This is a genomic window from Natranaeroarchaeum aerophilus, assembly GCF_023638055.1.
Lineage (GTDB): Archaea > Halobacteriota > Halobacteria > Halobacteriales > Natronoarchaeaceae > Natranaeroarchaeum > Natranaeroarchaeum aerophilum.
Genome location: NZ_JAKRVY010000004.1, coordinates 103,157 through 128,809, shown reverse-complemented (window position 1 = coordinate 128,809; position 25,653 = coordinate 103,157). Strand labels below are relative to the sequence as shown.

24 protein-coding genes and 1 pseudogene are annotated in these 25,653 nt (G+C 60.7%); 16 read left to right on the top strand and 9 right to left on the bottom strand.

Going from position 1 to position 25,653, the window contains the following annotated elements; translation table 11 throughout:
- Nucleotides 1-5: 5 nt before the first annotated feature.
- Entirely contained in the window at nucleotides 6-326 is a 321-nt protein-coding gene (locus AArcSt11_RS09210) for a hypothetical protein (RefSeq protein ID WP_250596500.1), read from the top strand.
- Nucleotides 327-396: 70 nt separating this feature from the next.
- Here the strand turns inward: AArcSt11_RS09210 and AArcSt11_RS09205 are convergent.
- A pseudogene (locus AArcSt11_RS09205) lies at nucleotides 397-639 on the bottom strand (ATP dependent DNA ligase); the annotation flags it as partial.
- A 478-nt stretch (nucleotides 640-1,117) separates the two neighbouring features.
- On the opposite strand from AArcSt11_RS09205, the gene AArcSt11_RS09200 reads away from it, so the two are divergent.
- Together AArcSt11_RS09200 and AArcSt11_RS09195 are read left to right on the top strand one after the other, a co-directional pair.
- Nucleotides 1,118-1,501: a hypothetical protein gene (locus AArcSt11_RS09200; RefSeq protein ID WP_250596498.1), complete on the top strand. Its 384-nt coding sequence runs from the start codon at nucleotides 1,118-1,120 to the stop codon at nucleotides 1,499-1,501.
- A gap of 3 nt (nucleotides 1,502-1,504) precedes the next feature.
- The gene (locus AArcSt11_RS09195; RefSeq protein ID WP_254714796.1) at nucleotides 1,505-1,705 is read left to right on the top strand and encodes a helix-turn-helix transcriptional regulator; all 201 of its coding nucleotides are present in this window, start codon (nucleotides 1,505-1,507) and stop codon (nucleotides 1,703-1,705) included.
- 208 nt (nucleotides 1,706-1,913) lie between these two features.
- On the opposite strand, the gene ligA is transcribed toward AArcSt11_RS09195, so the two are convergent.
- On the bottom strand, nucleotides 1,914-3,611 hold the full coding sequence (ligA, locus tag AArcSt11_RS09190) for an ATP-dependent DNA ligase LigA (RefSeq protein ID WP_250596496.1): 1,698 nt from the start codon (nucleotides 3,609-3,611) through the stop codon (nucleotides 1,914-1,916).
- Nucleotides 3,612-3,699: 88 nt separating this feature from the next.
- On the opposite strand from ligA, the gene AArcSt11_RS09185 reads away from it, so the two are divergent.
- The 8 genes from AArcSt11_RS09185 to asd all read left to right on the top strand — a co-directional run bounded on the left by AArcSt11_RS09185 (nucleotide 3,700) and on the right by asd (nucleotide 10,486).
- Nucleotides 3,700-5,268, top strand: coding sequence for a glutamate-cysteine ligase family protein (locus AArcSt11_RS09185; RefSeq protein WP_250596495.1), 1,569 nt, complete (start codon nucleotides 3,700-3,702; stop codon nucleotides 5,266-5,268).
- 83 nt (nucleotides 5,269-5,351) lie between these two features.
- On the top strand, nucleotides 5,352-6,344 hold the full coding sequence (gene cofD, locus AArcSt11_RS09180) for a 2-phospho-L-lactate transferase (protein ID WP_250596494.1): 993 nt from the start codon (nucleotides 5,352-5,354) through the stop codon (nucleotides 6,342-6,344).
- A gap of 3 nt (nucleotides 6,345-6,347) precedes the next feature.
- On the top strand, nucleotides 6,348-7,082 hold the full coding sequence (locus AArcSt11_RS09175) for a tRNA-dihydrouridine synthase (protein ID WP_250596493.1): 735 nt from the start codon (nucleotides 6,348-6,350) through the stop codon (nucleotides 7,080-7,082).
- Nucleotides 7,083-7,126: 44 nt separating this feature from the next.
- Nucleotides 7,127-7,573 carry an SHOCT domain-containing protein gene (locus AArcSt11_RS09170; RefSeq protein WP_250596492.1) on the top strand — a complete coding sequence of 149 codons (447 nt, stop codon included), beginning with the start codon at nucleotides 7,127-7,129 and terminating at the stop codon, nucleotides 7,571-7,573.
- Between the two features lie 59 nt (nucleotides 7,574-7,632).
- Nucleotides 7,633-8,475 carry a triphosphoribosyl-dephospho-CoA synthase gene (locus AArcSt11_RS09165; RefSeq protein ID WP_250596491.1) on the top strand — a complete coding sequence of 281 codons (843 nt, stop codon included), beginning with the start codon at nucleotides 7,633-7,635 and terminating at the stop codon, nucleotides 8,473-8,475.
- On the top strand, nucleotides 8,472-9,080 hold the full coding sequence (locus AArcSt11_RS09160) for a DUF447 domain-containing protein (RefSeq protein WP_250596489.1): 609 nt from the start codon (nucleotides 8,472-8,474) through the stop codon (nucleotides 9,078-9,080). Before AArcSt11_RS09165 ends, AArcSt11_RS09160 begins: the two co-directional genes overlap by 4 nt.
- Before the next feature lie 62 nt (nucleotides 9,081-9,142).
- Nucleotides 9,143-9,331: a 30S ribosomal protein S17e gene (locus AArcSt11_RS09155; protein ID WP_238479820.1), complete on the top strand. Its 189-nt coding sequence runs from the start codon at nucleotides 9,143-9,145 to the stop codon at nucleotides 9,329-9,331.
- Nucleotides 9,332-9,451: 120 nt separating this feature from the next.
- Complete coding sequence (gene asd, locus AArcSt11_RS09150; RefSeq protein ID WP_250596487.1) at nucleotides 9,452-10,486, top strand: aspartate-semialdehyde dehydrogenase; 1,035 nt, start codon at nucleotides 9,452-9,454, stop codon at nucleotides 10,484-10,486.
- Nucleotides 10,487-10,728: 242 nt separating this feature from the next.
- Here the strand turns inward: asd and AArcSt11_RS09145 are convergent, their stop codons facing one another.
- Together AArcSt11_RS09145 and AArcSt11_RS09140 are read right to left on the bottom strand one after the other, a co-directional pair.
- The gene (locus AArcSt11_RS09145; RefSeq protein ID WP_250596485.1) at nucleotides 10,729-11,700 is read right to left on the bottom strand and encodes a D-2-hydroxyacid dehydrogenase; all 972 of its coding nucleotides are present in this window, start codon (nucleotides 11,698-11,700) and stop codon (nucleotides 10,729-10,731) included.
- A gap of 84 nt (nucleotides 11,701-11,784) precedes the next feature.
- On the bottom strand, nucleotides 11,785-12,594 hold the full coding sequence (locus AArcSt11_RS09140; RefSeq protein ID WP_250596483.1) for an enoyl-CoA hydratase/isomerase family protein: 810 nt from the start codon (nucleotides 12,592-12,594) through the stop codon (nucleotides 11,785-11,787).
- Nucleotides 12,595-12,692: 98 nt separating this feature from the next.
- Here AArcSt11_RS09140 and AArcSt11_RS09135 point away from each other — a divergent pair, with 98 nt between their 5' ends.
- A complete protein-coding gene (locus AArcSt11_RS09135; RefSeq protein WP_250596482.1) occupies nucleotides 12,693-14,051 on the top strand; it encodes an NAD(P)/FAD-dependent oxidoreductase in 1,359 nt (452 codons plus the stop codon).
- Here the strand turns inward: AArcSt11_RS09135 and AArcSt11_RS09130 are convergent.
- The 3 genes from AArcSt11_RS09130 to AArcSt11_RS09120 all read right to left on the bottom strand — a co-directional run bounded on the left by AArcSt11_RS09130 (nucleotide 14,048) and on the right by AArcSt11_RS09120 (nucleotide 17,445).
- Nucleotides 14,048-14,728: a cohesin domain-containing protein gene (locus tag AArcSt11_RS09130; protein ID WP_250596481.1), complete on the bottom strand. Its 681-nt coding sequence runs from the start codon at nucleotides 14,726-14,728 to the stop codon at nucleotides 14,048-14,050. The two genes, AArcSt11_RS09135 and AArcSt11_RS09130, sit on opposite strands and share 4 nt — an antisense overlap.
- Before the next feature lie 2 nt (nucleotides 14,729-14,730).
- Nucleotides 14,731-16,023: a DUF7350 domain-containing protein gene (locus AArcSt11_RS09125; protein ID WP_250596480.1), complete on the bottom strand. Its 1,293-nt coding sequence runs from the start codon at nucleotides 16,021-16,023 to the stop codon at nucleotides 14,731-14,733.
- A 108-nt stretch (nucleotides 16,024-16,131) separates the two neighbouring features.
- Nucleotides 16,132-17,445, bottom strand: a complete 1,314-nt coding sequence (locus AArcSt11_RS09120; RefSeq protein WP_250596479.1) for a DUF7405 family protein — start codon at nucleotides 17,443-17,445, stop codon at nucleotides 16,132-16,134.
- Between the two features lie 189 nt (nucleotides 17,446-17,634).
- On the opposite strand from AArcSt11_RS09120, the gene AArcSt11_RS09115 reads away from it, so the two are divergent.
- The 3 genes from AArcSt11_RS09115 to hisD all read left to right on the top strand — a co-directional run bounded on the left by AArcSt11_RS09115 (nucleotide 17,635) and on the right by hisD (nucleotide 20,746).
- Nucleotides 17,635-18,900, top strand: coding sequence for a YncE family protein (locus AArcSt11_RS09115; RefSeq protein WP_250596478.1), 1,266 nt, complete (start codon nucleotides 17,635-17,637; stop codon nucleotides 18,898-18,900).
- Nucleotides 18,901-18,969: 69 nt separating this feature from the next.
- Nucleotides 18,970-19,185: a hypothetical protein gene (locus AArcSt11_RS09110; protein WP_250596477.1), complete on the top strand. Its 216-nt coding sequence runs from the start codon at nucleotides 18,970-18,972 to the stop codon at nucleotides 19,183-19,185.
- A 289-nt stretch (nucleotides 19,186-19,474) separates the two neighbouring features.
- On the top strand, nucleotides 19,475-20,746 hold the full coding sequence (gene hisD / locus AArcSt11_RS09105; protein ID WP_250596476.1) for a histidinol dehydrogenase: 1,272 nt from the start codon (nucleotides 19,475-19,477) through the stop codon (nucleotides 20,744-20,746).
- A gap of 84 nt (nucleotides 20,747-20,830) precedes the next feature.
- Here the strand turns inward: hisD and AArcSt11_RS09100 are convergent, their stop codons facing one another.
- Nucleotides 20,831-22,309: a flippase gene (locus AArcSt11_RS09100; RefSeq protein WP_250596475.1), complete on the bottom strand. Its 1,479-nt coding sequence runs from the start codon at nucleotides 22,307-22,309 to the stop codon at nucleotides 20,831-20,833.
- A 305-nt stretch (nucleotides 22,310-22,614) separates the two neighbouring features.
- Between AArcSt11_RS09100 and AArcSt11_RS09095 the strand changes: the two genes are divergently transcribed.
- Entirely contained in the window at nucleotides 22,615-23,793 is a 1,179-nt protein-coding gene (locus AArcSt11_RS09095; protein WP_250596474.1) for a glycosyltransferase family 4 protein, read from the top strand.
- A 168-nt stretch (nucleotides 23,794-23,961) separates the two neighbouring features.
- Here the strand turns inward: AArcSt11_RS09095 and AArcSt11_RS09090 are convergent, their stop codons facing one another.
- Nucleotides 23,962-25,581, bottom strand: a complete 1,620-nt coding sequence (locus tag AArcSt11_RS09090; protein ID WP_250596473.1) for a hypothetical protein — start codon at nucleotides 25,579-25,581, stop codon at nucleotides 23,962-23,964.
- Between the last annotated feature and the right edge of the window lie 72 nt (nucleotides 25,582-25,653).

Genomic DNA, 25,653 nt, shown 5'->3' with positions numbered 1-25,653 from the left:
GACCGATGACACCCGATCCTGACACGTCCGAGGAGGCCAACGCAACGGACTCGGAGTCGCTCCTGGTGTACCATCTCATCGGCTGGGGAATCAGTGCCATCGTCCTGATATCGGTAATCTATGCGGTTCTGGTGACGCCCCCGGTAGGCTCGCTATCTTACGACTGGTTCGGACCACTGGGCCTACGTGGCCGAATCGGGGTGTGGTTGTCCCCTGTATTTCGAACGGCACTCCGCACTGTTATCGGACTCACGGTCCTCTGTATCGCCGTCGCGGCAGTCATACAACCTGGCATGGGACTCACGAACTATCTGCGCAACGAGTGAGCTGTTGTTCTCCCATCAGTACAGGCGATAGCTGATGATTTCAGGGAGACTGTTTCACTCCCGTCGATACTCACCCCTGCTCGGCCAGCCGTTCGACCCGCTCCAGGGTGTCAGCGTCCTCGACGTCCAGGTCCTCTCTCACGCCGACGAATCTGGGGAAGCGAAGCGCGTAGCCCGACGAATAGGTCGGGGAGGACTGGATCTCTTCGTAGCCAACCTCGAAGACGACAGCGGGCTCGATATCGACGCGCTGACCGTCCTCGCTTCGGATATGTGGTTCGAGCAGGTCGGTCAGCTCCGCGAGCGTCTCGTTAAGCGTTCGGCTTAGAACGGATGTGGGACGGGACGCTCACTTCGAAAACTGAAGTGTATAGTTCGAAAGTAGTAGTATAACAGTTCAAATTTTGTAGTGATGTGACAAAGAGTTTCAAGTGCCGGATCTGTTCAAATACTTGAGGATTGATACATCTCCGTGCTGAATACAGAGCGTATACACGACACTCACGATTCGGGGATGTATCGTTGTTGAGTACGACGAATATCGCGGGATCGACTCCCTTTCCGTGTACAGTCGCGCCGTTGAGTGCCCTCGCCATCGGAGTCGGACCAGCACAGTGTGGACAGTGTATTCAGTAGACCAGCAATCCGGAAAGCTTCACGATGGAGGTATCGACGGCGATGTAGTGGGCCCGCGATCTGAACTCAGACGATACGCTACGGGGATGTTATCAACGATACACGATTAATTGCAAAACACTTATTACATATTGGAAAGCAAGCTTTACGTACAGATGACCAGTAACTATCAGTCGAAAGCAGTGATTGCCATCATGGTGCTGGGCGTCCTGGCGCTGACTGTCGGTGCCGACACAATTGGTGAGGGGCCAATTAGCGCCTTCATCGCGATGGTCGGTGGATTTGCGGCGACCCTCGGCGGCGTCTGGGGCTACCGACTCTCAGAACGTCGCGGGGACTACGACGAGCGGTACCACCAGATTGCACTCCGGGGCGGTGCCGTTTCTATGTGGGTGTTCTACTGGGCCGTTGCTGTCTGGTCTCAGGTTGAGTCTAATACTGAAATCACGACCCCTATTCTAGAGCCGCTAACATGGCTGCTGGCAATCCCGTGGATCGCCTTCGGACTCGCTTATTTGTACTATACACGAATTATGTAAATCATGGATAACGATCTCAAAGTCTGGCGAGCGAAATCTGACGTCACACAGGCGGAACTAGCTGATGAGGTCGAGGTTTCACGACAGACAATCAACGCTATCGAACGTGGCCGGTATGATCCCAGTCTCGAACTCGCATTCGAGTTGGCCGACTACTTCGAGTGCCAAATCGAGGACATATTTCAGTACGATCCAGAGGAGTGAGCGCCTGGAGTAACCGCCAGGTTTGACCGACTGTTCACTTTGCCCGCAGTTGCCTCCCGGAACAGACACCCTCCGGGGACTTATCCCGCCTGCTGCACAGGTCCGCTCTATTCACCATGACTTCTGAAACGTGATCTCGCTTGAGTATTTCCAGTAGAACCTTTCTTACCCTGTATCGGAAACCCACCTTCGCCTGTCCCGTCGACGCTCACGCTTGCTTGGCTAACCTCTCGACCCGTTCCAGACTGTCCGCGTCGTCCACGTCGATATCCTCCCTGACACCGATGAATCGGGGGAACCGAAGCGCGTAGCCGGACGAGTACGTCGGCGAGGACTGTATCTCCTCGTAGCCCACCTCGAAGACGACGGCGGGCTCGATATCGACGCTCTGGCCGTCCTCGCTTCGAATATGTGGTTCGAGCAGGTCGGTCAACTCCGCCAGCGTCTCGTCGGTGATCCCCGTCGCGACCTTCCCGAGCGTTTCGTAGGAGCCGTCGTCAGTTCGCGCGGACAGCAGGAAGGTCCCGAGAAACGTCGCCCGGCGGCCTTCACCCCACTCCGCGCCGGTGACGACGAGATCGAGCGTCTCGACGTCGGGCTTGCGCTTGAGCCAGTTCTTTCCCCGGCGGCCCGGCGAGTACGTCGAGTCGGGATCCTTGAGCATGATCCCCTCGTGTCCGGCCGCCAGGGCCTCCGCGTCGATCGACTCGATCTCCTCGGGGTCGTCGCTGATCCGGAGCGTCGAGCGCTGGGGGCCGTCGGCGAGGAGGTTCGCCAGTCGGTCGTGACGCCGCCTGAGCGGGTCCTCGAGCAGGTCCTCGCCGTCGGCGTGGAGACAGTCGAAGAACGAGGGCCGAACCGTGACGTCCTCGCGGGCGGCCTCGATGTCGTGCTTGCGGCGGAATCGTCGCAGGACCTGCTGGAATGGGCGGGGATCGCCATCGTCATTCACGGCGACGACCTCGCCGTCGAGGATCACCGGCACGTCGAAGCGCTCCTGGGCGAACTCGACGACCTCGGGCAACGCGGCGGTGACGTCTTCCATGTTCCGCGAGAATACGCGAGTGGTTTCCGTTGTGGTATCTCCCCCGTCGCGCTCGATCCCGTCCGGATCATGGTGCAACTGGACGCGGGCACCGTCGTACTTCCACTCGATGGCGGCTTCGTCCCACTCCTCCAGAGCGTCAGTCACCGATCCAGCCTGCGCGAGCATCGCCTGTACTGGGCGGCCGATCTCCAGCGTGATGTCGGCGAGCCCATCGGTTCCCCCCTCGCGTGCGGTTCTGGCGACCAGCCCGTAGTCGTTCGAGACCTGCAACGCTCGCTCGACGTCTGCGACGGGCACTGCGAACGCCTCGGCGATAGCGTCTCTCACAGTCCCTTCGCCGACGCCGATGCGCATCTCCGAGAGGACGAGTCGGGCGAGATAGCGCGCCTCGATCGGCTCACAGCGGTTCAGGAGGCCAAACAGGAGGTCGATCTTCGTGCCCTGACTCCCGTCGCCCGAGATCGCGGCGAGGGTATCGAGTTCGTCGAACACTTCGCCGACGGTCAGGGCATCATCGCTGCCACCCGCACCAAACGCGGCGAGGCCGCGCTGACCGCCGAACTCGTAGCTCGCCGCGACCGCGCCGATCTCGCCGACCTCGGCCAGTTCGGATTCGACGTCCGCTGCGGTGACGTTCTGCCCGGCAGCGCGGGCGATCGCCTCGTAGAGGTAGTTCGGCCCGATATCGAGCGTCGTCGAGTCCCAGGCAGGGAAGATCCGGCCCTGGGCGAACCGGGCGATAATCGGGAGATCGCCGTGGCCGTCGGATAGCAGCTCCGTTACCAGCAAGACAGTTTCGAGATCCGCAGGCTCGTCCTCGATCCGGTCGGCATACGCAGCGAACTCCCTGAACTCCATCGCCCGCCGGTACGCCCGGCCGTTTTATAAACGACCCGGACCGGTCTCAGCCGCGGGTTTCAAGAGTGTCGCCGTTGCAGGGAGGGGTATGCCGGAGGCCCAACTCGCCACGAACGTGGCGGAGCTACTGTCGGTCGACGCCGAGGAGTTTCAGGCGGCGGTCGAAACCGACACCGAGGTCATCAAAGAGGAACTCAGGGAGGGGACGTTCGACAACTCACAGGCCATCGTCGGCTTCGAGTACGAGTTCTACGCCGTCGCGCGCCCGGATAGCGATCCGTGGGCTGGCGTCGACGACGCGGTCGGGACGCTTCGTCGAGTCCCGCGCCGCCTGCTCTCGCTGGTCGGCTTCGAGAAGGAACTCGGGCTGCACAACGCGGAGATGACCACGAGCCCACAGCCGCTCAACGCCCACGGCCTCAACGCACAGGAGTCCGAGATCAGGGGGCGACTCGCTGCCGCTCTCGACTGTACCCGGCCGGAAGGAATCGACCTCGTCAGCGACGGGATCTGGACGATCCCGCCGGAGGGCGAGTCGGCGAGGGAGTATCTCACGGACAGCGTCGACGACAACGGGATCCGGATCGCGACGAACATGAGCGATGCCGGCCGGTACCACGCAATGGCCAACGCGGAGGGGACCACCGACGCCGGAATGCGGATCGAGGCCCCGAACGTCTCGCTGTCGGCCGACACGGTGATGCCCGAGAGCCTCATTACGTCCATTCAGCCCCACTATCAGGTGCCACAGGCTATCGATCTCCCCGAGTACTTCCGGTACGCCATCCGGATCGCCGGGCCACTGCTCGCACTGGGCGTCAACTCCCCGTTTTTCCCGCCGGACCTGTACGACGAGGACGCGACCGCCGAGGAAATCCTCGATGACGGCTGGATGGAGAACCGGATCGCCGTCTTCGAATCCGTACTCAACCCCCCCGAGACGCCCCGGCGAGAAGGCAAGGTACGGTTTCCGCGAGATCTCGACTCCGTCTCACAGGCCGTCGAACGGATTGCGACCGACGAGACGATCGTCCCAATGCCGGTCGAGACAGGGAACCGCTTCGACGACGAATTTGCCCACTTCCGGCGCAAACACGGAACCTATTGGCGATGGGTTCGGCCAGTCTTCGGCGGGCCGACCCGATCGGAGGCAAACGCCCGAATCGAGTTTCGCCCGATTGCAGCACAGCCGACGGTCAGGGACTCTGTAGCGTTTCTCGCTGCCTTCGCGGGGCTACTGGAGAGTCTCCCACAGGTCGAACACCCGGTCGCCGAACTGGACTGGGAGGTCGCCCGCGACAACTTCTACGCCGCGATGCAGAACGGTCTAGACGCCGAGTTGCAGTGGATCACCAACGGCGGCGAGCACACGACTGAGACGAAGGCTCTGTACGCTGACCTGCTGGAACACGCGGCAGAAGGGCTTCGGGGTCGGGGACTCACCGAGGAACAGGTCGAGACGTATCTCTGGCCGCTCAGACAGCGCGCCAGACACGGAATCACGCCAGCAGACTGGAAGCGACAACAGGTCGCGGATCGCCTCGACGACGGTGACGACTTTGAGGCCGCCGTCCACGGAATGCAACGCAGATACATCGAGCGCCAGCGCGACTCGCTGATCGACGGGAGCTTTACCGACTGGGTCGACGACCGGTAGTCACCAGTACAGGAGTCCGTGTCCGTCTGTACCGGTTCTCCGCTCTCGTCACTACTATTATCCCCCCAGTCTGTATGGGTGGTATGGTCACGTTCCTCTCGGGTGGCACCGGGACGCCGAAGCTACTGGACGGTGCCGCCGCCTCGTTCTCTCCCGACGAAACGACAGTGATTGCGAACACCGGCGACGACGTCGAGCTCGGCGGACTGTTCGTCTGTCCGGATATCGACACGCTCCTGTTTCAGGGTGGTGGCATCCTCGACCGCGAGCGATGGTGGGGAATCAAAAACGACACCACAGGAACCCACACCGCGTTACACGACCTCGGCGACGCGATGGGGATCGACGACGAGCCGGTGTATCTTTCGGAAGCACAACAGACTGCGGGACGTGAACTGGCGAACTGGCGTCGATTTTCGGGTGCTGCGGAGTTCATGGAGATCGGCGACCGGGACCGGGCGGTTCACATCACACGGACGAGTCTTCTCGATCAGGGCAAGACGCTCTCGGAGGTGACCGCGCAGCTGGCGGCTGGCTTCGGGATCGAGATCGACATCCTCCCGATGAGCGACGATCCCGTGGCAAGCCTGCTACACACGCCGGACGGCCTGATGCACTTCCAGGAGTTCTGGGTCGGCAGGGACGGCGAGCCTGCGGTCGATAGCGTCGAGTTCCGTGGCTCCTCGGACGCCGAACCCGCACCCGGCGTACTGGAGGCGCTCGAAGACGATGTGGTGATCGGCCCGTCGAACCCCGTCACGAGTATCGGGCCGATGCTTTCGGTTCCGGGGATCGGAGACGCACTCTGGGCGACGAACGTCGTGGTCGTCTCGCCGTTTATCGGGAGCGAAGCGTTCTCCGGACCCGCCGCAAAGCTCATGCAGGCGGTCGGGGCGGAGCCCGGTTCCGCAGGGCTTGAAACCGCGTTCCCGTTCGCCGACGCGTTCGTCGTCGACGAGGGCGACGACACCGAGTTCGAGAAGCCCACTGTCGAGACGGATATCCGGATCGACGAGCGCTCGGACGCCGCCCGCGTAACGGAAGCCGTCGAACGCGCACTTGTGGAGGTCCGATAGGAGGTGTTCACACCGAGGGTTGCTCTGGCCAGCCTGAGCGGGCGAGCAGACGCCGACTGGGCCACCGGCGGTGCCGAGTACGCCGGAGCGGCGTTTCTCGGCGGGATCGCACTCGACGACGCCAGCCGGGAGGCCGCACGGGCCCTGACTGAGCGCGACCGGGAGGAGTTCCTGCCAGCGGACCCCCACGAGTTCATGGATGGAGAGCTACGGGCGCTGTCCGACGAGCTGATCCAGCCCGGCTGGAACGTCCGGACGACGAGCGTCGAACCGTTGCGGGAGGCAGCAAAGATCTGTGTTCGTCACGACGCCCTGCTGGAGATCAACGCGCACTGCCGACAGGACGAACTGTGTGCGGTCGGCTGCGGCGAGACCCTGCTGGCCAACACCGACCGGCTCGCCGAGTACGTGACCGCGGCGACCGATGTGGGAGCGACCGTCGGCGTCAAAGTCCGGGCCGAAGTCGAGGGCGTCGACCTCGTCGAGACGGCCAGGGCTATCGAGACTGCTGGCGGATCGTTCGTACACGTCGACGCGATGGATTCCGAGCCGATAGTCGAAAGGGTCGCCGAGGCAACTGATCTGTTCGTGATCGCAAACAACGAGGTCCGTGATCGGACTTCGGCCCACGAGTATCTCGACTACGGTGCCGACGCAGTTAGCGTCGGTCGACCCAGTGATGACCCCACGGTGCTCCGGCGCGTTCGCTCGGCGACCGACGAGTGGTTCGACAGGTGAGGTTCCGGGCCAAGGTTCAAGCGGTATCACGGGGATGCTAGCGTATGGCGCCACCCGACTGGTTCGAGGATCTTCCGGCGTGGGCGACCGTCGTGGTCGTCCTGCTCGGACTGCTGGCCGTTATGACGGCCGCATCGATGGCGCTCGGGGTCGTGTTCGCCGCGATCGCCATCGGCGTCGAGACGGGAAGCGTAATCGCCGGACACCTCGCCGGGACGCTCGGACTCGCCGTCTTTGCCGTCCCGTTTCTCGTGGTCGCGTGGTGGGTCATGGGCGACGATGTCGATCATCCAGTGGACGACGAGGGCGACACGGTCGACGAACTCAGGGCGCAGTATCTCGACGGCGAGATCAACGAAGCGACATTCGAGCGCCGTCTGGAGGCGTTTCTCGACGATGGCGCGGAACTCGAGTTCGACGCGTCGGAGGAGCCGGATGTCGACGCCGAACCGTCCGCTCCGAACGAGCGCGAACGCGAACACGAGCGTTGACCGGGTCTCGGACTGCAACTCCGCCATCATATAAGTAGCCGAAGCGACCACGTACAGGTATGCGAACGCCCGCCCAGAACGCCGAACTCGCGCTCCTGCTGGAGGTCGCCGGGACGCCCAAACCGGGCAATGTCGACCGCCAGCACGACCTGCCGGGGCTGCGATTCGAACACTTCCTTGCTGGTGCTGTGGGTGCACAGAACGGGTTACGGATGGCCCTCGATTCGGACGTCGGTATCGGCGAGGCGTTCGAGCGCGCGATCGAGGGGATGGCCGACCAGTCGGGCGGCAACACCCAGTTTGGCGCGTTGCTGGTACTGATTCCGCTGGTGCGAGCGACGGTCGAACACGACCTGACGCGAGCGGGCGTCCGGGCGGTAGTCGAAGAGACGACGGTCGAGGACGCCACAGCGTTCTACCGGGCGTTCGACCACGTCGATGTCAGGGCGGGCGAACCGCCGGAGGAACTCGATGACCTCGACGTCCGCCGGGGGAGCGATGCGGTGCCGGCTGTCAGAGAGCGCGGCGTGACGCTCGGCGAACTGATGGAAGAGAGCGCCGACCACGACGGCGTGGCCCGCGAGTGGGCAACGGGCTTCGAGCGGACCTTCGAGGCGGCCGACGAGATTGTCAGGCGCAAGGGATCGGTCCCGGACCGCGCTGCGGCGACGTTTCTGTACCTGCTCTCGCGAGAGCCGGACCAGCACGTCGCAAAGAAACACGGGAAAGGTACCGCTCGAAGCGTGATGGTTCGGGCTCAGGAGGCACGTGAGGGTGGCCCAGAGCTGGTCGAAGCGTTCTCGGAATCGCTGTTGCGATCCGGGATCAACCCCGGAACGACGGCCGACCTGACGGCCGGAGGACTCTACATCGCGCTCGAACGGGACGGGATCGAGCTGTGAGTGGGGAGGATCGCTCCGGGAGTACCGCAACCGACGGGTGGCCGGTCGACCTCGTCGGCGTCACCGAGTCGCTCGTCACGACCCTCGGGCCGAACGACCTGTGGAACCTCGCGGCGCTCGGGCTTCACGCGGGCGATCCGGTCACGGCGACGACGTTCGGCCGAACCCGGACCTGGCGGAACTTCCGGCGGACCGGTCGTGGCTACGTCCAGTTTACGCCGGATCCTGAACTGTTCGTGGAGGCAGCCCTGTCCATCGAGGAGCGCGCGAAACCAGTTCTGGATGAAGCCGACGCGTGGGCTGAGGTTGCTGTCGAATCGCTTGGCGTCGAGAACGAGGGAGGTACGCAGAAAGAGGAGTGGGCGCTCCACCCGGTCGACTGTACGGTCGTCGATGCTCGACCCCATACCACGAACCGGGGCTACTACGCGGTCATCGAGGCGACAGTCGCCGCGTCCCGACTCGACGTCGATGCCTACGATACCGCGACGCTGGTCGACCGATTGTCGTACTTTGAGGACGTCGTCGAGACCTGTGGCGGCCCGTCAGAGCGGGCCGCGTTCGACCGACTCTCGGCGCTGGTGGAGTGGCGCGACGCCGATTGAAATCGACGCCTGCGGGAGCGGAATCGAACCCTTTTAGGCACCGAGTGGACAAGAGATCAGATATGCCAATCAAACCTGGATACGTCAAGAAGACGGGTCACATACTACTGGAGCGGTACCCCGACGCGTTCTCGGAGGACTTCGAGCACAACAAAAAGGGCGTCGACACGCTCACGAACATCGAATCCAAAGACGTCCGTAACCGCGTCGCCGGATTCATCTCCCGGAAGAAGGCCGGACAGGCAGCGTAACTGGTTTTCACCGTTTCAGAGCGTATTCGAGCAGTTACAACGCTCTCGCTGAATCGCGTTCGAGCGGGCTGATAGACGCGGATCCAAACCGTTTTGAGCGCCCGAATCCGACCAACTCATATGTCTGTACGCGTTGGAATCCTCGGCGCAACCGGAGCCGTCGGACAGCGACTTATTCAGCTACTCGACCCCCACCCAGAGTTCGAAATCGCGGCCCTCACCGCGAGCGAATCGAGCGAGGGCAAGGCGTATCGCGACGCTGCGAAGTGGCGCGTCGACTCGCCGATCCCGGACGAGGTGGCTGATACGACAGTTGCTGCAACCGACCCCGACGCCGTTCCGGACGACGTCGACCTGCTATTCTCCTCGCTCCCGTCGAGCGTCGGTGCGGAGGTCGAGCCGGCGTTCTGTGAGGCGGGCTACGTCATGTCCTCGAACTCCTCGAACGGCCGGATGGACAACGATATCCCGCTCGTCATCCCGGAAGTGAACGCCGACCACCTCGACCTTCTCGAAGTCCAGCGCGACGAGCGAGGCTGGGACGGCGCAATGGTCAAGAACCCGAACTGCTCGACGATCACGTTCGTTCCCACGCTCGCCGCGCTCGCCGAGTACGGCCTCGAACGGGTTCACGTGGCGACCCTGCAGGCCGTCTCCGGCGCGGGCTACGACGGCGTCACCTCGATGGAGATCATCGACAACGCGATCCCCTACATCGGCAGCGAGGAGGACAAACTCGAAAACGAATCCCGCAAACTGCTCGGCGAGTTCGACGGTGCGTCGCTCTCACACGATGGCGTCGACGTCGCCGCCTCGTGTAACCGCATCCCGACGATCGACGGACATCTGGAGAACGTCTGGGTCGAGGCCGAAGACGATCTGACGCCCGACGCGGCAGCCGAGGCGATGCGCGAGTACCCCTCGCTCGATCTTCGCTCGTCGCCCGAGCAGCTCATCCACGTCTTCGAGGAGCCGGATCGACCACAGCCCCGGATGGACCGAACCCTTGGTGACGGGATGTCCATCGCCGCGGGCGGTCTCCGCGAGTCCACATTTGGACTCCAGTACAACTGCCTCGCCCACAACACCATCCGCGGAGCAGCCGGTGCGAGCGTGCTGAACGGCGAACTGCTGCTCGAAGAAGGGTACCTGTAACGCGCGCACTCTCGTCGTTTTTCAGCCGAATACGATCGGGCAGCGAGCTGTCACGCCCCGACCGAGTTCGGAATCGATACTGCACCGGTGACAGTTCGACAACCCCGGACCGAGAAGCCGTGTCACAATGTGCTAGATGTAACGTTGTAAATAATGTTACAGGGGTATCCCGGAGCGTCCAGTAGCGGTCCAGTACGCCATCGCCGCCCGTCCTCTCGTTACGGCTCTGGCCGGTCGACCGCTCAGGGTTCGATCTGATTACGAAGCCCGTCGTACTCGCCAGTCTCGTCGACCCGGCGGACGTTCTCGGCGACGATGTCTGCGAGGCGTTCGTAGTACTTGGGCGTGTGCCCGGCGTTGTGTGGCGTGATCTGGACGTTGCCGAGGTTCCAGAGCGGGTGGTCTTCCGGGAGTGGTTCGGGATCGGTGACGTCGAGTGCAGCCCCACGGATCGTGTTGCTACGCAGCGCCGAGACCAGGGCGTCCGTGTCGACAACTTTCCCGCGGGCCACGTTAACGAGGACGGCGTGAGGCGGCAGCGTCATCAGTTCGTCACGGCCGATCAGTCCCTCGGTTTCGTCGGTAAGCGGACATGCGAGGACGACGTAGTCCGAGCGGGCAAGCGCGTCGTCGAACGCGTCGCCGCCGAAGCCGATTACTTCGTCAGTCGGACCGCCCTTCTCGGGCGTGTACCGGACGCCGATCGTCTCGACGCCGAAGGCGTCCAGTCGCTCCGCCGCGGCCTGTCCGATCGGCCCGAGGCCGACGATCGTAACCGTCGAACCCTGTAGTTCGTGGGTCTGGTAGTGACGCCACTCACGCCGTTGCTGCTGACGGAAACCCCTGTGAAACCGTCTGGCGAACGTCAGGATGTTCCCGAGCACGTGTTCACCCATGTTCGGCCCGTGGACGCCCGACGCGTTGGTCACGGTGACGCCTTTTTCGCGCAATGTGTCGAGTGGGAGGTGGCCGACTCCCGCATACGCGCAGGCGAACACCTTCATCTCGGTGGCGTGATCGACCAGTGCTTCGTCCAGCACCATCCCGGCGACGAACTCGGCGTCTTCGATCAACTCCCGTTCTTCACCGGGCGTTCGGGCGAGTGTCACGTCGTTCTCGGGGAGACGGGCACGGAGTGCGTCCGCGTACTCGGTTGTCGGAACGCCGTGTGTGTCCTTCCGAAGGACGAGCACGTCAGTCGGTGTATCCGTCATGTTCGGAGGAACGAACTACGGTGGTTTATGTTTGGCTAACCGATCGCGGTTCGCGCGCGAGCACGAAGACAGCCGAGAATCCGCTCAGTTCCCCTCAAACTCCGGCTCGGACTCCGCGAAAAACGCCTCGTGACCACGCGCGTAGTCATCGGTACCGGCAAGGCGTGCAATCGTGTTGGTCTCGGCGTCGAGATGGTCGTCGAGCGATCGGGTGTGGCTGTTCGTCAGTAGCCGTTTTGTCGCGCCGAACGCGCGTGTCGGACCGTTCGCGAGTTCCGAAGCCAGTTCATCGAGGCGGTCGTCAAACGAGCTCGCGGGGACGACCTCTGTCGCCAGCCCCAACTCGACGGCCTTCTCGGCATCGATCGGTTCGTCGAGCAGGGCGATTTCGCGGGCGCGACGATGGCCGACGAGCTCCGGCAGGAAGTGTGTAATGCCGCCATCGCCGGAGAGGCCAAGACGAGGGTACGCAAACTCGAACCGGGCGTCCTCACTGACGACGACGAGATCGGCCGCCATCGCGAGGCCAAACCCAGCCCCCGCTGCGACGCCGTTGACTCCCGCAACGGCTGGTTTGGGCGCGGTAGCGATGTGCTGAACAGCAGTATGAATTCGGGACGCGAGATCCCGGAGGCGGCGGCCGTCGGACTCGTCACCCTCCAGTTGCGAGAGATCAGCCCCGGTGTTGAACCACTCGCCAGCGCCGGTCAGAACGGTACAGCGTACGTCGTCGTCAGTTTCCATCAGCTCGATCGAGGCGTCCCTGATCTCCCCGGCCATCATCTCGTTCATCGCGTTGTACGCGTCGGCCCGATCCATCCGGAGATAGCCGACCGCACCCTCCCGCTCGACGCTCACGTGCTCGTACTCGGCGCTGAACTCGTCAGTTGCCATACTGGTACGTGTGCTCTCCGGGGAGAAAAACCTTCACGCAGGGTGGGGGAGCGTCAATATCCGGGGGATTAATATCGCTGGGCTGGGCCAATCGGTGTATGGAGCGGTATGATGTAGCCGTCGTCGGTGGAGGTCCCGCCGGGATGAGCGCAGCCTGGGAAGCCGCAAGACGCGGTGCCGAGGCAGTTACCCTCGAAAAAGGAGTTCCCCGCGAGGATCGCGACCGGCTCGGCCCCGACTCGACGGACGCAGCGGGTATACTCGATTACTGGGTTGACATTATGAACATCGAGTACGAGCGGATCCCCGACGAGGTGATCCACCGCCAACTCGATGGGACTGATTTCATCGGCCCGTCCGAGGAGTTCGCGATGGACACAACCGGGATCGACTCGTCGTACCCGAACTTCGGATTCACGTTCCACCGCGCCCGATTCGACGACTGGCTCCGCGACGAAGCCGAGAGCGCGGGCGCGGAATATCGGGTCGGCGTGAGCGTCGTCGACGTCGAGACGAACCGTGGGGATGGTCCCAGACATCTGGTCGAACTGCGTGACGGCGACGAGATCGGTGCGGACTTCCTGATCCTCGCGGATGGGCCACAGCGACAGGTTACCAACCGGGTTCTCGACCGATATATGCCCGCCGAGGAGTCGATTACCGACTATCTCGGCACTACCCATGCGAACCACATCGCCTATCAGGAGTACCGGGAGATTCCCGAGGAGCTGTTCGACGAATCACGATTGAAATTCTGGTGGGGCTACATCCCCGGCGAGACGGCCTATCCGTGGGTGTTCCCGAACGACGGTAGGGTCGCCCGTGTCGGGCTGACTATGCCCATCGGACTTGGTATCGACGATGTCGAGAATCCGACGGACTACGTCCTCGTCGACGAGGACGACGAGCAGCTACCCTCCCCACGGGAGTATCTTCGACGACTGCTCGAACACGAGTACGACGTCGAGACCGACTTCCCGGTCGTCGAGGACAGAGGCAAACAGAACGGGACGGAAACGTATCCGATCTCGTCGACCCGACCGATCGACTCGCCCACCGGGGCTGGAATCCTCGTCGCCGGTGGGGCAATGGGGACGACGTCGGCGTTCCACGAAGGGGGCGACCACGTCGCCATTCGGACGGGGAAGATCGCCGGCGAGTTGGCAGCTAACGGCGACATCAGCGCGTACAATGACCGGTGGAAGGCGGCGATCGGCGATGAAATCACTCGGAACGTCACCTTTGCAGATATCGTCGAGGAGTACGGGCCGGCCGACTGGGACAGGACCTTCTCCGTCGCCAGTGATCTGACCGCACCCGACGAGGGGAAACTGATCGACTGGGAGCTACGCTCCGGCTTCAGTGCGATGAAACTACTGAGCACATACAAGCGGACAAAATTCAGCTATCGCAACGGAAAATACGTGCAGTTCCCCGAGTCGAAGTACGATATCTAGCGCCTGTCGAACCGACTCCGGACTACCGCCACGAGCACCACTGCGATCATCGCGATCCCGATCCCGAAGCCGGGCATCGAGTCCTCTCCAGCGCTATCCTCGTACCCCTCCGGCGGTCCGGCGTCAACTACTGACGCATCCTCGTCCACCACGAGCGTTCCGTGATGGAGGAACACCTGCTGTGGCCACTCGTTGGTCAGCGACGAAGAAGCGTCGGTAAGTTCGAGATCGTACTCGCCTTCGTCGGCATCCTCGTCGACGGTGAAGGTAAACGTAACGAGGCGATCCTGACCCGTTGCGCCGCCTTCGTGGGGATCACGGTCCTGACCGATCCAGGCGTAGCCCGCCTCCTCGTCGATAGTCGTCTCGGTGGCGATCTCCGTCTCGTTACCCTGCTCCATCCACGGGCCGCGGTCGACTGATTCGAGCGTCAGGGCCTCCGAGTCGTACTCCATCGCAACAGATGCGTTGTCCACGCCGATGTCGCCGTAGCCGCCGTCGCTTGTCATCGTCACGCCAACATGAACCGTCTCACCGGGCGGCGCTTCGTTCGTCCCGGGATCGACCTCCAGAATCGTCACGCTATCACTCGCACCGGAGGTTCCGATAGCACCGGCGAGCCCTGCGGTGGCGAACAAACACACGACGACGATGACGAATCCGTGTGTCCAGTTCATCCCTATAGATCCTCGATCTCGATCCGAACCTCTCCGGTTTCGGTAAACGCCGTCTCGTAGCCCTGATGACGGGAGGCCTGCGTGACCGAATCGATCGAAAGAACGAGTTCGTCTCCATTCTGTAACTCCTCGACTGGCGTCCCGTAGTGGAACTCGAGTTCGTGATCCAGTGTTGGCTGTAGGCTACCAAGATCGACCGTTTCGCCGTCCCGTTCGATCGTCGCCGAAACCGACATTTGTGGAAGTACACACCGGTTGTACGGCGTTCGGGGCGAGACGACAAGATACTGATCGTCGCCCTCGACGAACCGCGAGCCAGCCTCCACGAGCGTCGTCGCATAGACAGCATCGTCGAACGTCGGCGTGCCGAGCAGGTTCCCGAGGAGGTGTTCCGGTTCGGGCAGGGACGAGTACGGCATATGGTGATCACCGTGCCCATGGTCGTCGTCGTGGCCGTGGTCGTCGTCGTGGTTGTGATCGTCGTCGTGGTTGTGACCGTCGTCATGGTCGTCTCCATGATTGTGATCGTCGTCATGGTCGTCTCCGTGATCGTGGCCGTCGTCGTGATCGCCGTGATCCATCGGCGGGACCGCCTCACGATTCCCCCATCGGTCCTCGTCGAACAGTTCGACGGAATCGACGAGGTGCTGTCGGCGTTCGGCGTCCATCTCGAATTCGACGGTGACGGTTTCCGAGGTCTGGAATCGGCCCTCCATCTCGCCGGTCAGACGGACATCCTCCATCGATCCGGTCGAGATGGTGGCAGTGTACTCGCCGTCGCCGTCGAGCTCGTAGTTATCCCCGAAATGAAAGCCCATGCCCTGCGAGATCATCGGCCACGGTGTGCGCGAATCGACGAGCTGGCCGTCCTTCTCGATCTCGATCGAGAGCCCACTGTCGACGGGCAGGACGACCTCGGTTTCGGTGTCCCAGACAGTCGCCATGAAGTGGACCGAATCACCCTCCGGTGGATCGACGCGGTCGACGGTGTATCCCTCACCGATCCCGGTCTCGACGATCCAGAAGAAGTGTGGGATCGAAAGCATCGGCGAAACGGCAACGTCGCCGGCGGTTTCGGTGTCGAGCATCACCATACCGTCGCGGTGAGATGGGAGATAGACCGCATCCGGTGGGTTCTCGACCCGGGGCATCGCATCAAACGCGGCTTCCTCGTTGCCCGGTTCGCCCTCAGTATCGTCAGTGTCCTCGGTGTCGTCGTCACCACCAAGGCAGCCAGCCAGTCCTGCCAGCCCTGCGGCAGTCGCTCCAGTGTATATGAATCGACGGCGTTTCATCCTGTGGTAGTTGGGCATCTGAAATATTTATACCCCGTGATATCGGGGGATACACCCGCCGTCAATGACGCAGGACGACTGTGGATACTCCGACCCCAGAGCAGACACTTATTCGGGACGCGGCGATGGAAGCGCGCGATACTCGCGCGGAGGGATAAGGAAGTTCCCACGTCGACGGACGGAGATGTACTGCAGGATGCCGTTATTCAGTATCGAACCGATCGGCAAGTCGGAGCCAGTCATCGCTTCTCGTGTTTTCACGAAGTCCCCGATCTCACGCTGCAGCGAAACGAAGTGGAGTCCGGCGATATCGTCGTCGGTCGTGTCAAAGTCGCGTCGGTAGATGATCGGCGAGCCGTCCTCCCGTGCCCTGGCTGTTTTCTGTGCGTGGCCGACCATCCCCCCGGAAGCGTCTGCTTCAGTCTGTTCGACAACGTCCTCGATTTCGGGGGAGTCGGTGAGCTTCTCACCGTACTCGCCGACGCGGTCCTCGCGTTCGTGAGTGGGACTGAACATCTTCGCGACTCGGACCGACTGGCTGTCCTGTTCCCACCACTGATCGAGTTGCTGGCGGATCTTCGAGACGTGCTGCGTTGTGCCGCCAGCAAAGGGGCCGTCCTGAATCGTTACCCGCTCCTCGCTTGGCTGGCTCTTTGTGAAGCGACCGCGAAACCCCATAAACATCGGTGCTTCCTCGGGAATCGGATAGTCGTCCGGGATTCCGGTCGCGTCGGTGTTCTCGGTGGGTAGTCCAGCTCCGAAAAAGCCCGTCCGACGGTCTGCAAGCTCGAAGACATCGGAGAGCCGATCCTCCACGGCGACCCCGTTCACAGTGTCAGAATCCGTATTCTGGGGCTCGGCGTCCGATCCGCTGAGCGTGTCGGTGTCGCCGAACATCGCCAGTTCGGCTTCGAGCAGCGCGACGGGCTCGTCACTGGCGAAGTGGACGAGCGCATCGTACGTATCCAGATCGTCATCGTCGAGGTCCTCCAGGGATGTCAGGCTGGTCGGGTCTGGGAGATCCACACCATCGGGCAGCGATTCCTCGTACCGATCGAAGTACGATGGGGAGTATCCGATCGTGAACACGAGGCCGTCGTTGCTCCACTCGTAGGCACGTTCGAGGGTTTGCAACGCTGACTCAACCGCTTCACGATCGGTATCGGTCGGTTCGCCGTCCAGTTCGAGATACGCCAGTACGTGATGTCGCGGCAGTCGGACGTTCCCGTGCTCGTCCGCCTCGAAAAACGAGTTCCACTCGTGCTGTCCCATAGGGAGATCGTCGAATTCGTCCGTACCAGATGGTATTTCGATATCGTCGTCCTCACCGAGACAGGCTGACAGAGCCCCTGCACCACCAACTGCAACGACCGATTTCACGTACTCGCGGCGGGACAGTCCCTCTGGGTCCGGAAGCGACATTTGTTACTCGAACTAGTTCCCGATGATACTTGTACCGAACGCCTCGTGCCGTCACAGATACCAGCAACAAAACCCTCTGTTATGGATACAAATATGTTGTTGCCGCTATCTAGGTCAGATGCCGATTTTTGCAACTCTGACGCCCTCATAACGGAGGTCTTTTATTGTAGAATTACTGTAAGAGCCAGTATGACGACCCGAGAAACTCGACGTCGATTCCTGCAGACGAGTGCGGTCGCAGGCGGTATTGCACTCGCTGGCTGCCTCGGCGGCGACGATGACGAGAACGGAGCGGAGAACGGCGACGAAAATGGAGACGAAAACGGCGACGAGAACGGCGACGAAGACGGTGAAGAGGCAGCGGCCTTCGCCAGTGCCAGTCCGGTTTGCCACGACTACACGCACGATGGCGAGGCGTACGTTACGCTCGGTCCCAGCTACGCTGACGGCGGGCTGATCGTATTCGACCCCGAATCGTTCGAGATTACCGAGGAGTTCCCGGAGATCCCCGCGAACTGTGGGACGCTCGCCCACCCGACCGAGGAGAAGTTCTACGTCAATGCCGGAAGCGCGGACACGGACGAAGCCGACGGAGCCGGTGACTGGTGGGTCTTCGATACCGAGAGCCACGAGATGATTGGTGACACCCGCAGCACCGAGGGCTACGACGCACACGGCGTCATGTTCACCCCTGATAACGAGGAGCTGTGGATGGTCAACCGCGACACCGACGACGGCGTCATCATCGATCCGGAGACCGACGAGGTCATCGAGGAGATCGACGAAGTCGGCGAGTCTCCCGACATTCTCGCAGCCTCCCCAGATGGCGAGCTGATGTTCGCTTCGACCCGTGGCCCCGAACAGCAGTCCGGCCCACACCAGATCGCAGGTGATACCCCCGGCGTGGCCGTCATCAACGTCGAGAGCCGCGAACTGGTCGAGGTCGTCGAACCCGACCCGATCGACAACTACGATGACGATGATCGTGAGGACCCCGATCAGCCGACCCCTGACTTCCACGGAATCGGCGTTGTCCCCGGCGACGGCGACGACGATTACGAGGTCTGGGCGCTCGATCAGGGCGTTGCGAACCTGTACATCCTTCATCCGGACGGCGAAGGCTCCATCGAGGTTCAAAACGAGGTCAGTCTTGGCGAGGGTACCGAGGAGGTCCCACACATGGTCGACTTCGACAGTGAGTATCGCTACGCTGCAATCCCGAGCACGGGCGGCGCAAAGACCCAGATCGTTACTGTCGACGACTACGAGGTTGTCAAAGAGCTCGACACGGGTGCAGGATCGCACTTCGCTGGCTGGAACCCCGGCGACGAGACGATCCTCGTCGATGTGATCGGTGACGAGAAGTTCGTCGAAATCGAGGCTGACCTCGAAGCCGAGGAGTTCGAGATGGGTCAAGAGCTCGTCCTCTCCGACCTCGACCAGTTCCCGAACTAGGCGCACCCCGATCCGAACCGATTTTTTTCGAGCACTACTACTAATAGCCAGTGGCCCCTCGCATCGAGAGTGCACGAGCAGACGATACTCAAACTCGCGGCACTCGCCGGTCTCCTCGCGGTGGGAAGCTTTCTGGTACTCGGAACCACGCGACTGGTCCTTGGCTTTGAGACCGCCCAGACCGTTGCGGCGCCGCTGTTTGCCGGTGGATTCGTACTCGCTGCGCTCGTCTTTGTCCTCTCAGTACTGGGCAAAGTCGGTGCGATTGAACTGGAGAACGAATAGCACCCCGTGACGACACCCTTTTTGAACTGCCGGGCATAGACCCAGTGCGTGCCTTTGTCCCCGCCCGAGTACGTCCACACGGACGCGATGACGCGCGGCGAACCCAGGCATGCGACACGCGGCACAAAACACAGGCACCTGCCGCAGTGCCAGCCCGGCACGAGGGTTTCCCGGTTGAGACGGCACGCCGCCAGCAATGATACCGGCCGTTAGTGTTCCGGGCGACATTCTTCACGACGAGAGCGATCGATACGGAAAACGGTTTTGCTCACCCATCGTAACACCTTGTATGAACTACAAAGCAGTCGCGGACCTCTCACCTGGCGAGCGGACGAGTCTGTTCGACCGCGATTCGGGGGTCGACGAGATTCGCTCCGACGTCGCCGAAATCGTCGGACGCGTCGAGGAGGAAGGAGACGTCGCAGTACGGGAGTTCTGCCGGGAATTTGACGACGTTCAGGTCGGCAGTCTGGAGATCACCGATCGGGTCGAGCACGCGTACGAGGAGATCGACGACGAGCTCCGGGGGGCGATCGATACGGCCGTCGCTAACGTCAGCGAGTTCCACGAGGCACAGGTCCCCGAAGACTGGCGAGACGAGTTCGACGGGCGAGAGCTGGGTCGTCGGTTCCGGCCGATCGACAGCGTCGGCGTCTACGCCCCCGGTGGTACTGCGGCGTACCCATCCAGTGCGATTATGGGTGTCGTCCCCGCGAAGGTCGCAGGTGTGGAGGACGTCGCCGTCGCGACGCCGCCGGCCGACGAGATCAATCCGGCGACACTCGCAGCGATCCACGCGGCAGGTGCGGATCGGGTCTACAGTGTGGGCGGGGCTCAGGCGATCGCCGCGCTCGCATACGGTACCGAGTCCATTGAGCGCGTTGGGAAGGTCGTCGGGCCGGGTAATCGATGGGTTACCGCAGCCAAAGCCGAAGTACGTGGTGACGTCGACATCGACTTCCTCGCAGGGCCGAGCGAGATTCTCGTCATCGCGGACGGGACAGCAGATCCCGAGTACATTGCGGCGGACCTGCTCGCACAGGCCGAACACGATCCCAACGCATCAGTCGTCGCAGTGACGGATGACGAATCCCTTGCCGAAGCGATCGGCGAGGCAGTCGAGGCAGGGATCGACGAACGCGCCCGATCGGACGTGATCCGCGACGCGCTGGCCGGTGACGAAAGCGCGATCCTTCACGCCCGATCGATGAGCGAGGCGATACTCTTCGCCGAGGAGTATGCTGCCGAACACCTCTCGATCGTCGCCGAGGACGACGAAGCGGTGCTCGATCGGATCGACAGCGCCGGGAGCGTCTTTCTGGGCCCGTATACGCCCGTCGCAGCGGGCGATTACGCCAGTGGGACGAACCACGTCCTCCCGACCGGGGGCGGCGCAAAACTGACCGGGGGGCTCTCCGTCGACACGTTCGTTCGATCGACGACCGTTCAGCGACTCGATCGGGAAGCGTTGGCGGACCTGGGGGGGACGATCACGACGCTTGCGGAAGCCGAAGGACTGGAAGCACACGCAGAGAGCGTCCGGACGCGGCTCGAAGAGTAGGAGCAGCCAGCTCAGACGCCGCCTAACCCGTTGGTGCTGCGAGACAACGTGCAAGATGCGAATGGCCATTGTGTTAACAGGCACCTAGCCGGATGAGGATCTCAGCTGAGCGACTGCCTCGTGGGGATCAAGTAGTCCGATGGTAATTGCCAGCACACCCCAGACAGCTACACCACAGAAAATCGTCAGTACAAGCATCAGGAGGCCCGAGACGTATGGAAGGATCCAGGAGACGACGAGGCCCATACAGAGGCTGATTCCAATAATAGGAACGATGGATCGAACAACGGATCGGGTGTTCAGAGGAAGTTCGGCTTGCATAATGTATAGATTCACCGCCGTGTACACCCCATACGTGGCCAGCGTAGCGAACGCCGCTCCAACAACCCCATACAGTGGGATCAGAAGTAGATTCAACAGGAGATTGGCGATGGAGGTGATACCTTTGGCTATCGCTCGATCCTTCGCACGTCCAAGATAATCGAGACTCTGGGTTGTCACGTTGGTGATGGCATGAAAGACGACGTACAGGCCAAAGATCTGTAGAACCGGAACCGCACCCAGGTAGTCTGCTCCAAAAATAAGTCGAACAGCAGGCTCAGCAACCAAAAACAGCCCGACTGCGGCTGGCAGGTACAGCAACATGACGTATCTGAGGGTCGTTTCATAGATTCGAGCGCCTCCTTCAAGTGACCCCGTCGCCTTTTGCTCACCGTACGTCGGAGAGACGGAGAAGCCGAGCGAGCCCGCTGGCACAAGAATAAATTCCGTGATCTGCTTGCTAAGTACGTAGTAGCCTACTGCCACGGGGTTGAGAAAGAAGCCGATCAGGATAGTATCAACCCGCTTGTCGACCACGTTTGCGGCCTGTGTGGCGGTCAGTGGAACACTGTATCGTAACATTCGGTTCCGCAGCGTCTTTGTTGGCTCCGTACCGTCGTAGTTCGAGTAGAATCTTATATATAGTATAACGAATCCGATAGTAGCAGAAATGAGTGCCCCGATCAAGTAACCAGCCATCGCTCCAGCAACTCCAAACCCGAGTACGAGGAACCCGACAACGAGTAGCAGCCTGGAGACGTTGTGGACAATATCGATCACTGCCGTCAGAGATACTCGATTGAACCCCTGAAACATGGTCCCTACAAACGAATGTAACGACAGCGTGACGAGATATCCGGCACCGATAACGAGTACTGGGGCCAGTTCGGGCTCGTCCAGAACGGTAGCGATTAGACCACTACCAACCACGAGTAGAGTACCGACGAGACACAGTAGCAATAGTCGGTATTGTATTGCAATACGAAGGACGGAGGGGACCTTTGCTGGCTCTGCTTCTTTGAATTTGGTCACGTAATATGCTGCAGACCGAGAGAGACCAAGGTCGCCGAACATCTTTGCTACCCCAACGATCGAAATAGCAAGAAAGAGTAAGCCATATTCGGTCGGTGTCAGAAGAACACGTGCGAGTAACAGGAGAAGTAGCCCGTTGACAATCATCTTGCAGAGGCGGGCTACGAGTGTTGCTTTCAGTCCGTGTACGATGCGATCAGGAACCGACATCACTCCAGAGATGTGCTGTGCGTTTTCATAGCGCTCAACTCCACGTGTTAATTGATCAAACTGCTATTACGGAGACGGCAGGCGATCCACACTGCTTGTCAAGAGGAAACGATGTATAGTTATACTTTCAATAACGACAAGCTGTATCCATCAGGCAACGAAAGGGTAGTGCAGCGGTTTATAAGAGAATATTCAGGTAGCTTCTGAACCGTAGTCAATTTCTACTCGCTACTATACGTTCTTTATCTGGATTCATCGTTAATAATACGAGATATAACTAAGCAAACGATGGACAACTTGTCGGTATGGAGATCGGGTTGTATCACGATTCGGCAGGAACACGCCACGCAGGTGGTGTTGCTATCTACGCACAATGGATGGCAGCTGAACTCTCGAAGCGCAACGAGGTATCTCTCTACACGCAATCCGGGGAGTTCACAGAACTTGTTCGCTCGTCAGATATCGACATCATCGAGGTACCGTCCTTTTCGAACCGTATTCCGGACGCCCTTGGATCGTATACACCGATCAGCGACCAGAACTGGGCAAAACTGGCGATGGCGATCTGGTCGGCTCGAAGCGACGTCATCCAGCAGATGAACGATAATCTGGATGTGCTGTGTACGTTCCAGTGGCTGGACGACGTGTTGCTCTCGAACGCCATCGACATTCCCACTGTGTTTCAGTACCATGGGCTCGCCAACACAGGAGTTGGAGTCAAGCTACGTGAAACACTGTCGGACACCGAGTTTGTACTGGCGAACTCGCATGACACCGCAACGGCCGTGAGAGAAACGCTCGGGTACGACGTAGAGGACGTAATCTATCCAGGCGTGGACACTGACGCGTTTTTGCCGAGTGCTTCGCCAGCGTTTATCAGTGATGATCCGGTTATACTATTTGTTGGCCGGGCTACCGAGCAAAAAGGGATCTTCGATCTTATCGAGGCATTCGCCACTCTCGATAGCGACGCCCGATTGTGCATCATCGGTCGTGGCAATGAGGAAGTTATTCGAGGCCAGTGTGAGCGACATGGTGTCTGGGACTCAACAACGATACTCGGGGAAATTCCGCATCATGAACTCCCCAACTATTACGCAGCAGCAGATGTGTTTTGTCTTCCGTCGTACTCGGAGGGCTTTGGCATGGTGAATCTCGAAGCTATGGCCTGTGGGACCCCGGTTGTGACCGCTGATCTGGAAGCGATTCGGTCGTATATCACGAATAAAGAGAACGGGCTGTTAGTCGAGCCCGGAGATACCGTCGCCATATCGAACGCCATCTCCAGACTTCTCGATTCAACAGAGCTCCGGGCCGCGCTGGGTGAGCGTGGACGCGAGACGGCGCTGGAGTTCAGCTGGGAACAACAGGCGGCCCGGCTGGAGGAATTCTGTATCAACAACATTGGAACTGTGGCGGAATCCACTACGGACAACGAGCGATTCGTCCGACCGCAAGCTCAGTTGTCGGGAACCCACGACTGAAGTCGTGGGCTTGTCAGTGGACTCCCGCTCTAACTGCGAAGGGCAGTCGGTCGGAATCGACCATTCGCGTTCACTGTCCCTGACTTCAGCGCCACCTGACTGTTGGCGCGTCCAGCACCAGACTTGAGCCAGTGCTGGACAAGACGCGACCCAATATTCCGAGCGGCGTTATGATCTTTCAATATCGAGTCCAGCGTCGCCACGGATCTCGACGCTAATGATGTTACCCGAATACCGGTAGCCGTCTTTCCCGTGGCCAACGACGCCGACCACCGTCCCGTCCGAGATGGTAGAGGGGAGCGTATCCCAGGCCAGGCCCTGGTTGACTACAGATGAGAGCTCTTCGTCAGGCACTATTTCGCCCGAGACGGACACTTCGTACTGACTTACTGTGCCGTTGTCCGACCCGTCGATAATGAGGTCGTTCGGAAGATCTCCCTCATTGGCACCCGTCGATGTCGACGACCTTTGTTCGGTATCGTCACCACTATCTGATGTGATGTTCTCGTTTCCGTCGTCGGTGTCCGCTGACCGTTCTGTGGTGGATTCCCGTTCGTCATCGTCCTCGCTTTCACTGACGTTCTGATCGCCTGTCCGTTTAACGAGTTCCGCTTCGTTGATACGGTCGCCGTCCAGTTCGATGATCATCTCGTCGGAGTCGACTGTCGCTTCGGTAACAGATCCGTAGACTTCGAACGCATCACCATAACCGTTTCCGGTGTGCCCCTGGATGACATAGTCGTCATCCTCTTGATCGATCTGGAAATTACTCGTTGCCCGGATATCGTTCCCGCTAGGGCTCATGTATGGGGATTCTGTGAGGGCTTCGACCGGCCCATCAGCCATGAACTGGTATTCCATTCGGTCGTCGTCGTCCGTGGAAATAAATGTCAGTAGATGTGGCTCCATCTCTGGGAGGTTTTCTGCGGGTTCTTCCTCCTCGGTCGTGTCCTCAGGTCTGCCCGTTGCAGCAGTCTCTGCATCGGTTGGAACACCCTCTGGAACTCTGATCGTGGGATCGCTGCCAACGTTGTCGTACTCGACGTACTCTCCGTGGGTTTCTCCACGTACTTCCGAATCTTGAACTCGGATAGTGGTGAGTGGTCCCTGAATATCGTGGGTTCCGGAGACGAACGCCGATCCTGCACCGTTCGTGTTATGACTGCCGATATCGACGTCGCAATTTCGCACAGTAACTGTCTGTGAGGGATCACCGTAGCCTGTGTAAATCCCCCGAGAATTAATCGCCGAAGAGCCGCCCTGTCGAACCTCTGAGTCGTTATGGAACACACAGTCTTCAATAACTGTTCCGTCGGTTGCAACGCGAAGGTGGCTGATGTTGTTGTCACGGAAATAACAGTTGTAGAAGTTGATAGTTCCACCGCCGCCATCAGTATCCCGAGCCGCACCAGCAGCGTAGACGGCGTTGTCCTCCCAGCCGCTGATGTAGGTGTCGTGGACGTTAATTTCTCCGCTATGGGTGTGGCTCACGCCGATACATCCTTTGCTCCAGCTGGCATCGAGTGGGATACCATCGCCAAAATAACACCGTTCGATCGTCCCGGTACCACTCGCGGCAATACAGTTCGAAAGCGATGATTGTGAGGCCACTCCGTGGAAGCCAACATTGCGAATTGTCCAGTTGTTTCCTTGCGCCACGATTCGTGCGTCAGCGCCATCCGCGGAGATATCGACCAGCAGGTTCTCGAGTGTTTCATCGCTGTTGACTCTGATTACCCGAGTTGCGCCGGAATCTACAGTAATTGTTCTGTAATCGTCGGCAAGCACAGTTGAAGCTGTACCGAGCCCAGCTGCTGTAATCGTGGAAGCTCCCAGTAGCTTTAGATATTTTCTTCGTCC

What these genes read in the sequence shown, in the direction of transcription:
- AArcSt11_RS09130 (WP_250596481.1), bottom strand. Translation starts at nt 14,728, where the DNA reads ATGAACTGGACACACGGATTCGTCATCGTCGTCGTGTGTTTGTTCGCC.
- AArcSt11_RS09115 (WP_250596478.1), top strand. Translation starts at nt 17,635, where the DNA reads ATGACGACCCGAGAAACTCGACGTCGATTCCTGCAGACGAGTGCGGTC.
- hisD (WP_250596476.1), top strand. Translation starts at nt 19,475, where the DNA reads ATGAACTACAAAGCAGTCGCGGACCTCTCACCTGGCGAGCGGACGAGT.
- AArcSt11_RS09100 (WP_250596475.1), bottom strand. Translation starts at nt 22,309, where the DNA reads ATGTCGGTTCCTGATCGCATCGTACACGGACTGAAAGCAACACTCGTA.
- AArcSt11_RS09195 (WP_254714796.1), top strand. Translation starts at nt 1,505, where the DNA reads ATGGATAACGATCTCAAAGTCTGGCGAGCGAAATCTGACGTCACACAG.
- AArcSt11_RS09145 (WP_250596485.1), bottom strand. Translation starts at nt 11,700, where the DNA reads ATGACGGATACACCGACTGACGTGCTCGTCCTTCGGAAGGACACACAC.
- AArcSt11_RS09125 (WP_250596480.1), bottom strand. Translation starts at nt 16,023, where the DNA reads ATGAAACGCCGTCGATTCATATACACTGGAGCGACTGCCGCAGGGCTG.
- AArcSt11_RS09135 (WP_250596482.1), top strand. Translation starts at nt 12,693, where the DNA reads ATGGAGCGGTATGATGTAGCCGTCGTCGGTGGAGGTCCCGCCGGGATG.
- AArcSt11_RS09165 (WP_250596491.1), top strand. Translation starts at nt 7,633, where the DNA reads ATGCGAACGCCCGCCCAGAACGCCGAACTCGCGCTCCTGCTGGAGGTC.
- AArcSt11_RS09155 (WP_238479820.1), top strand. Translation starts at nt 9,143, where the DNA reads ATGCCAATCAAACCTGGATACGTCAAGAAGACGGGTCACATACTACTG.
- AArcSt11_RS09170 (WP_250596492.1), top strand. Translation starts at nt 7,127, where the DNA reads ATGGCGCCACCCGACTGGTTCGAGGATCTTCCGGCGTGGGCGACCGTC.
- AArcSt11_RS09140 (WP_250596483.1), bottom strand. Translation starts at nt 12,594, where the DNA reads ATGGCAACTGACGAGTTCAGCGCCGAGTACGAGCACGTGAGCGTCGAG.
- AArcSt11_RS09210 (WP_250596500.1), top strand. Translation starts at nt 6, where the DNA reads ATGACACCCGATCCTGACACGTCCGAGGAGGCCAACGCAACGGACTCG.
- ligA (WP_250596496.1), bottom strand. Translation starts at nt 3,611, where the DNA reads ATGGAGTTCAGGGAGTTCGCTGCGTATGCCGACCGGATCGAGGACGAG.
- AArcSt11_RS09095 (WP_250596474.1), top strand. Translation starts at nt 22,615, where the DNA reads ATGGAGATCGGGTTGTATCACGATTCGGCAGGAACACGCCACGCAGGT.
- cofD (WP_250596494.1), top strand. Translation starts at nt 5,352, where the DNA reads ATGGTCACGTTCCTCTCGGGTGGCACCGGGACGCCGAAGCTACTGGAC.
- AArcSt11_RS09120 (WP_250596479.1), bottom strand. Translation starts at nt 17,445, where the DNA reads ATGTCGCTTCCGGACCCAGAGGGACTGTCCCGCCGCGAGTACGTGAAA.
- AArcSt11_RS09185 (WP_250596495.1), top strand. Translation starts at nt 3,700, where the DNA reads ATGCCGGAGGCCCAACTCGCCACGAACGTGGCGGAGCTACTGTCGGTC.
- asd (WP_250596487.1), top strand. Translation starts at nt 9,452, where the DNA reads ATGTCTGTACGCGTTGGAATCCTCGGCGCAACCGGAGCCGTCGGACAG.
- AArcSt11_RS09200 (WP_250596498.1), top strand. Translation starts at nt 1,118, where the DNA reads ATGACCAGTAACTATCAGTCGAAAGCAGTGATTGCCATCATGGTGCTG.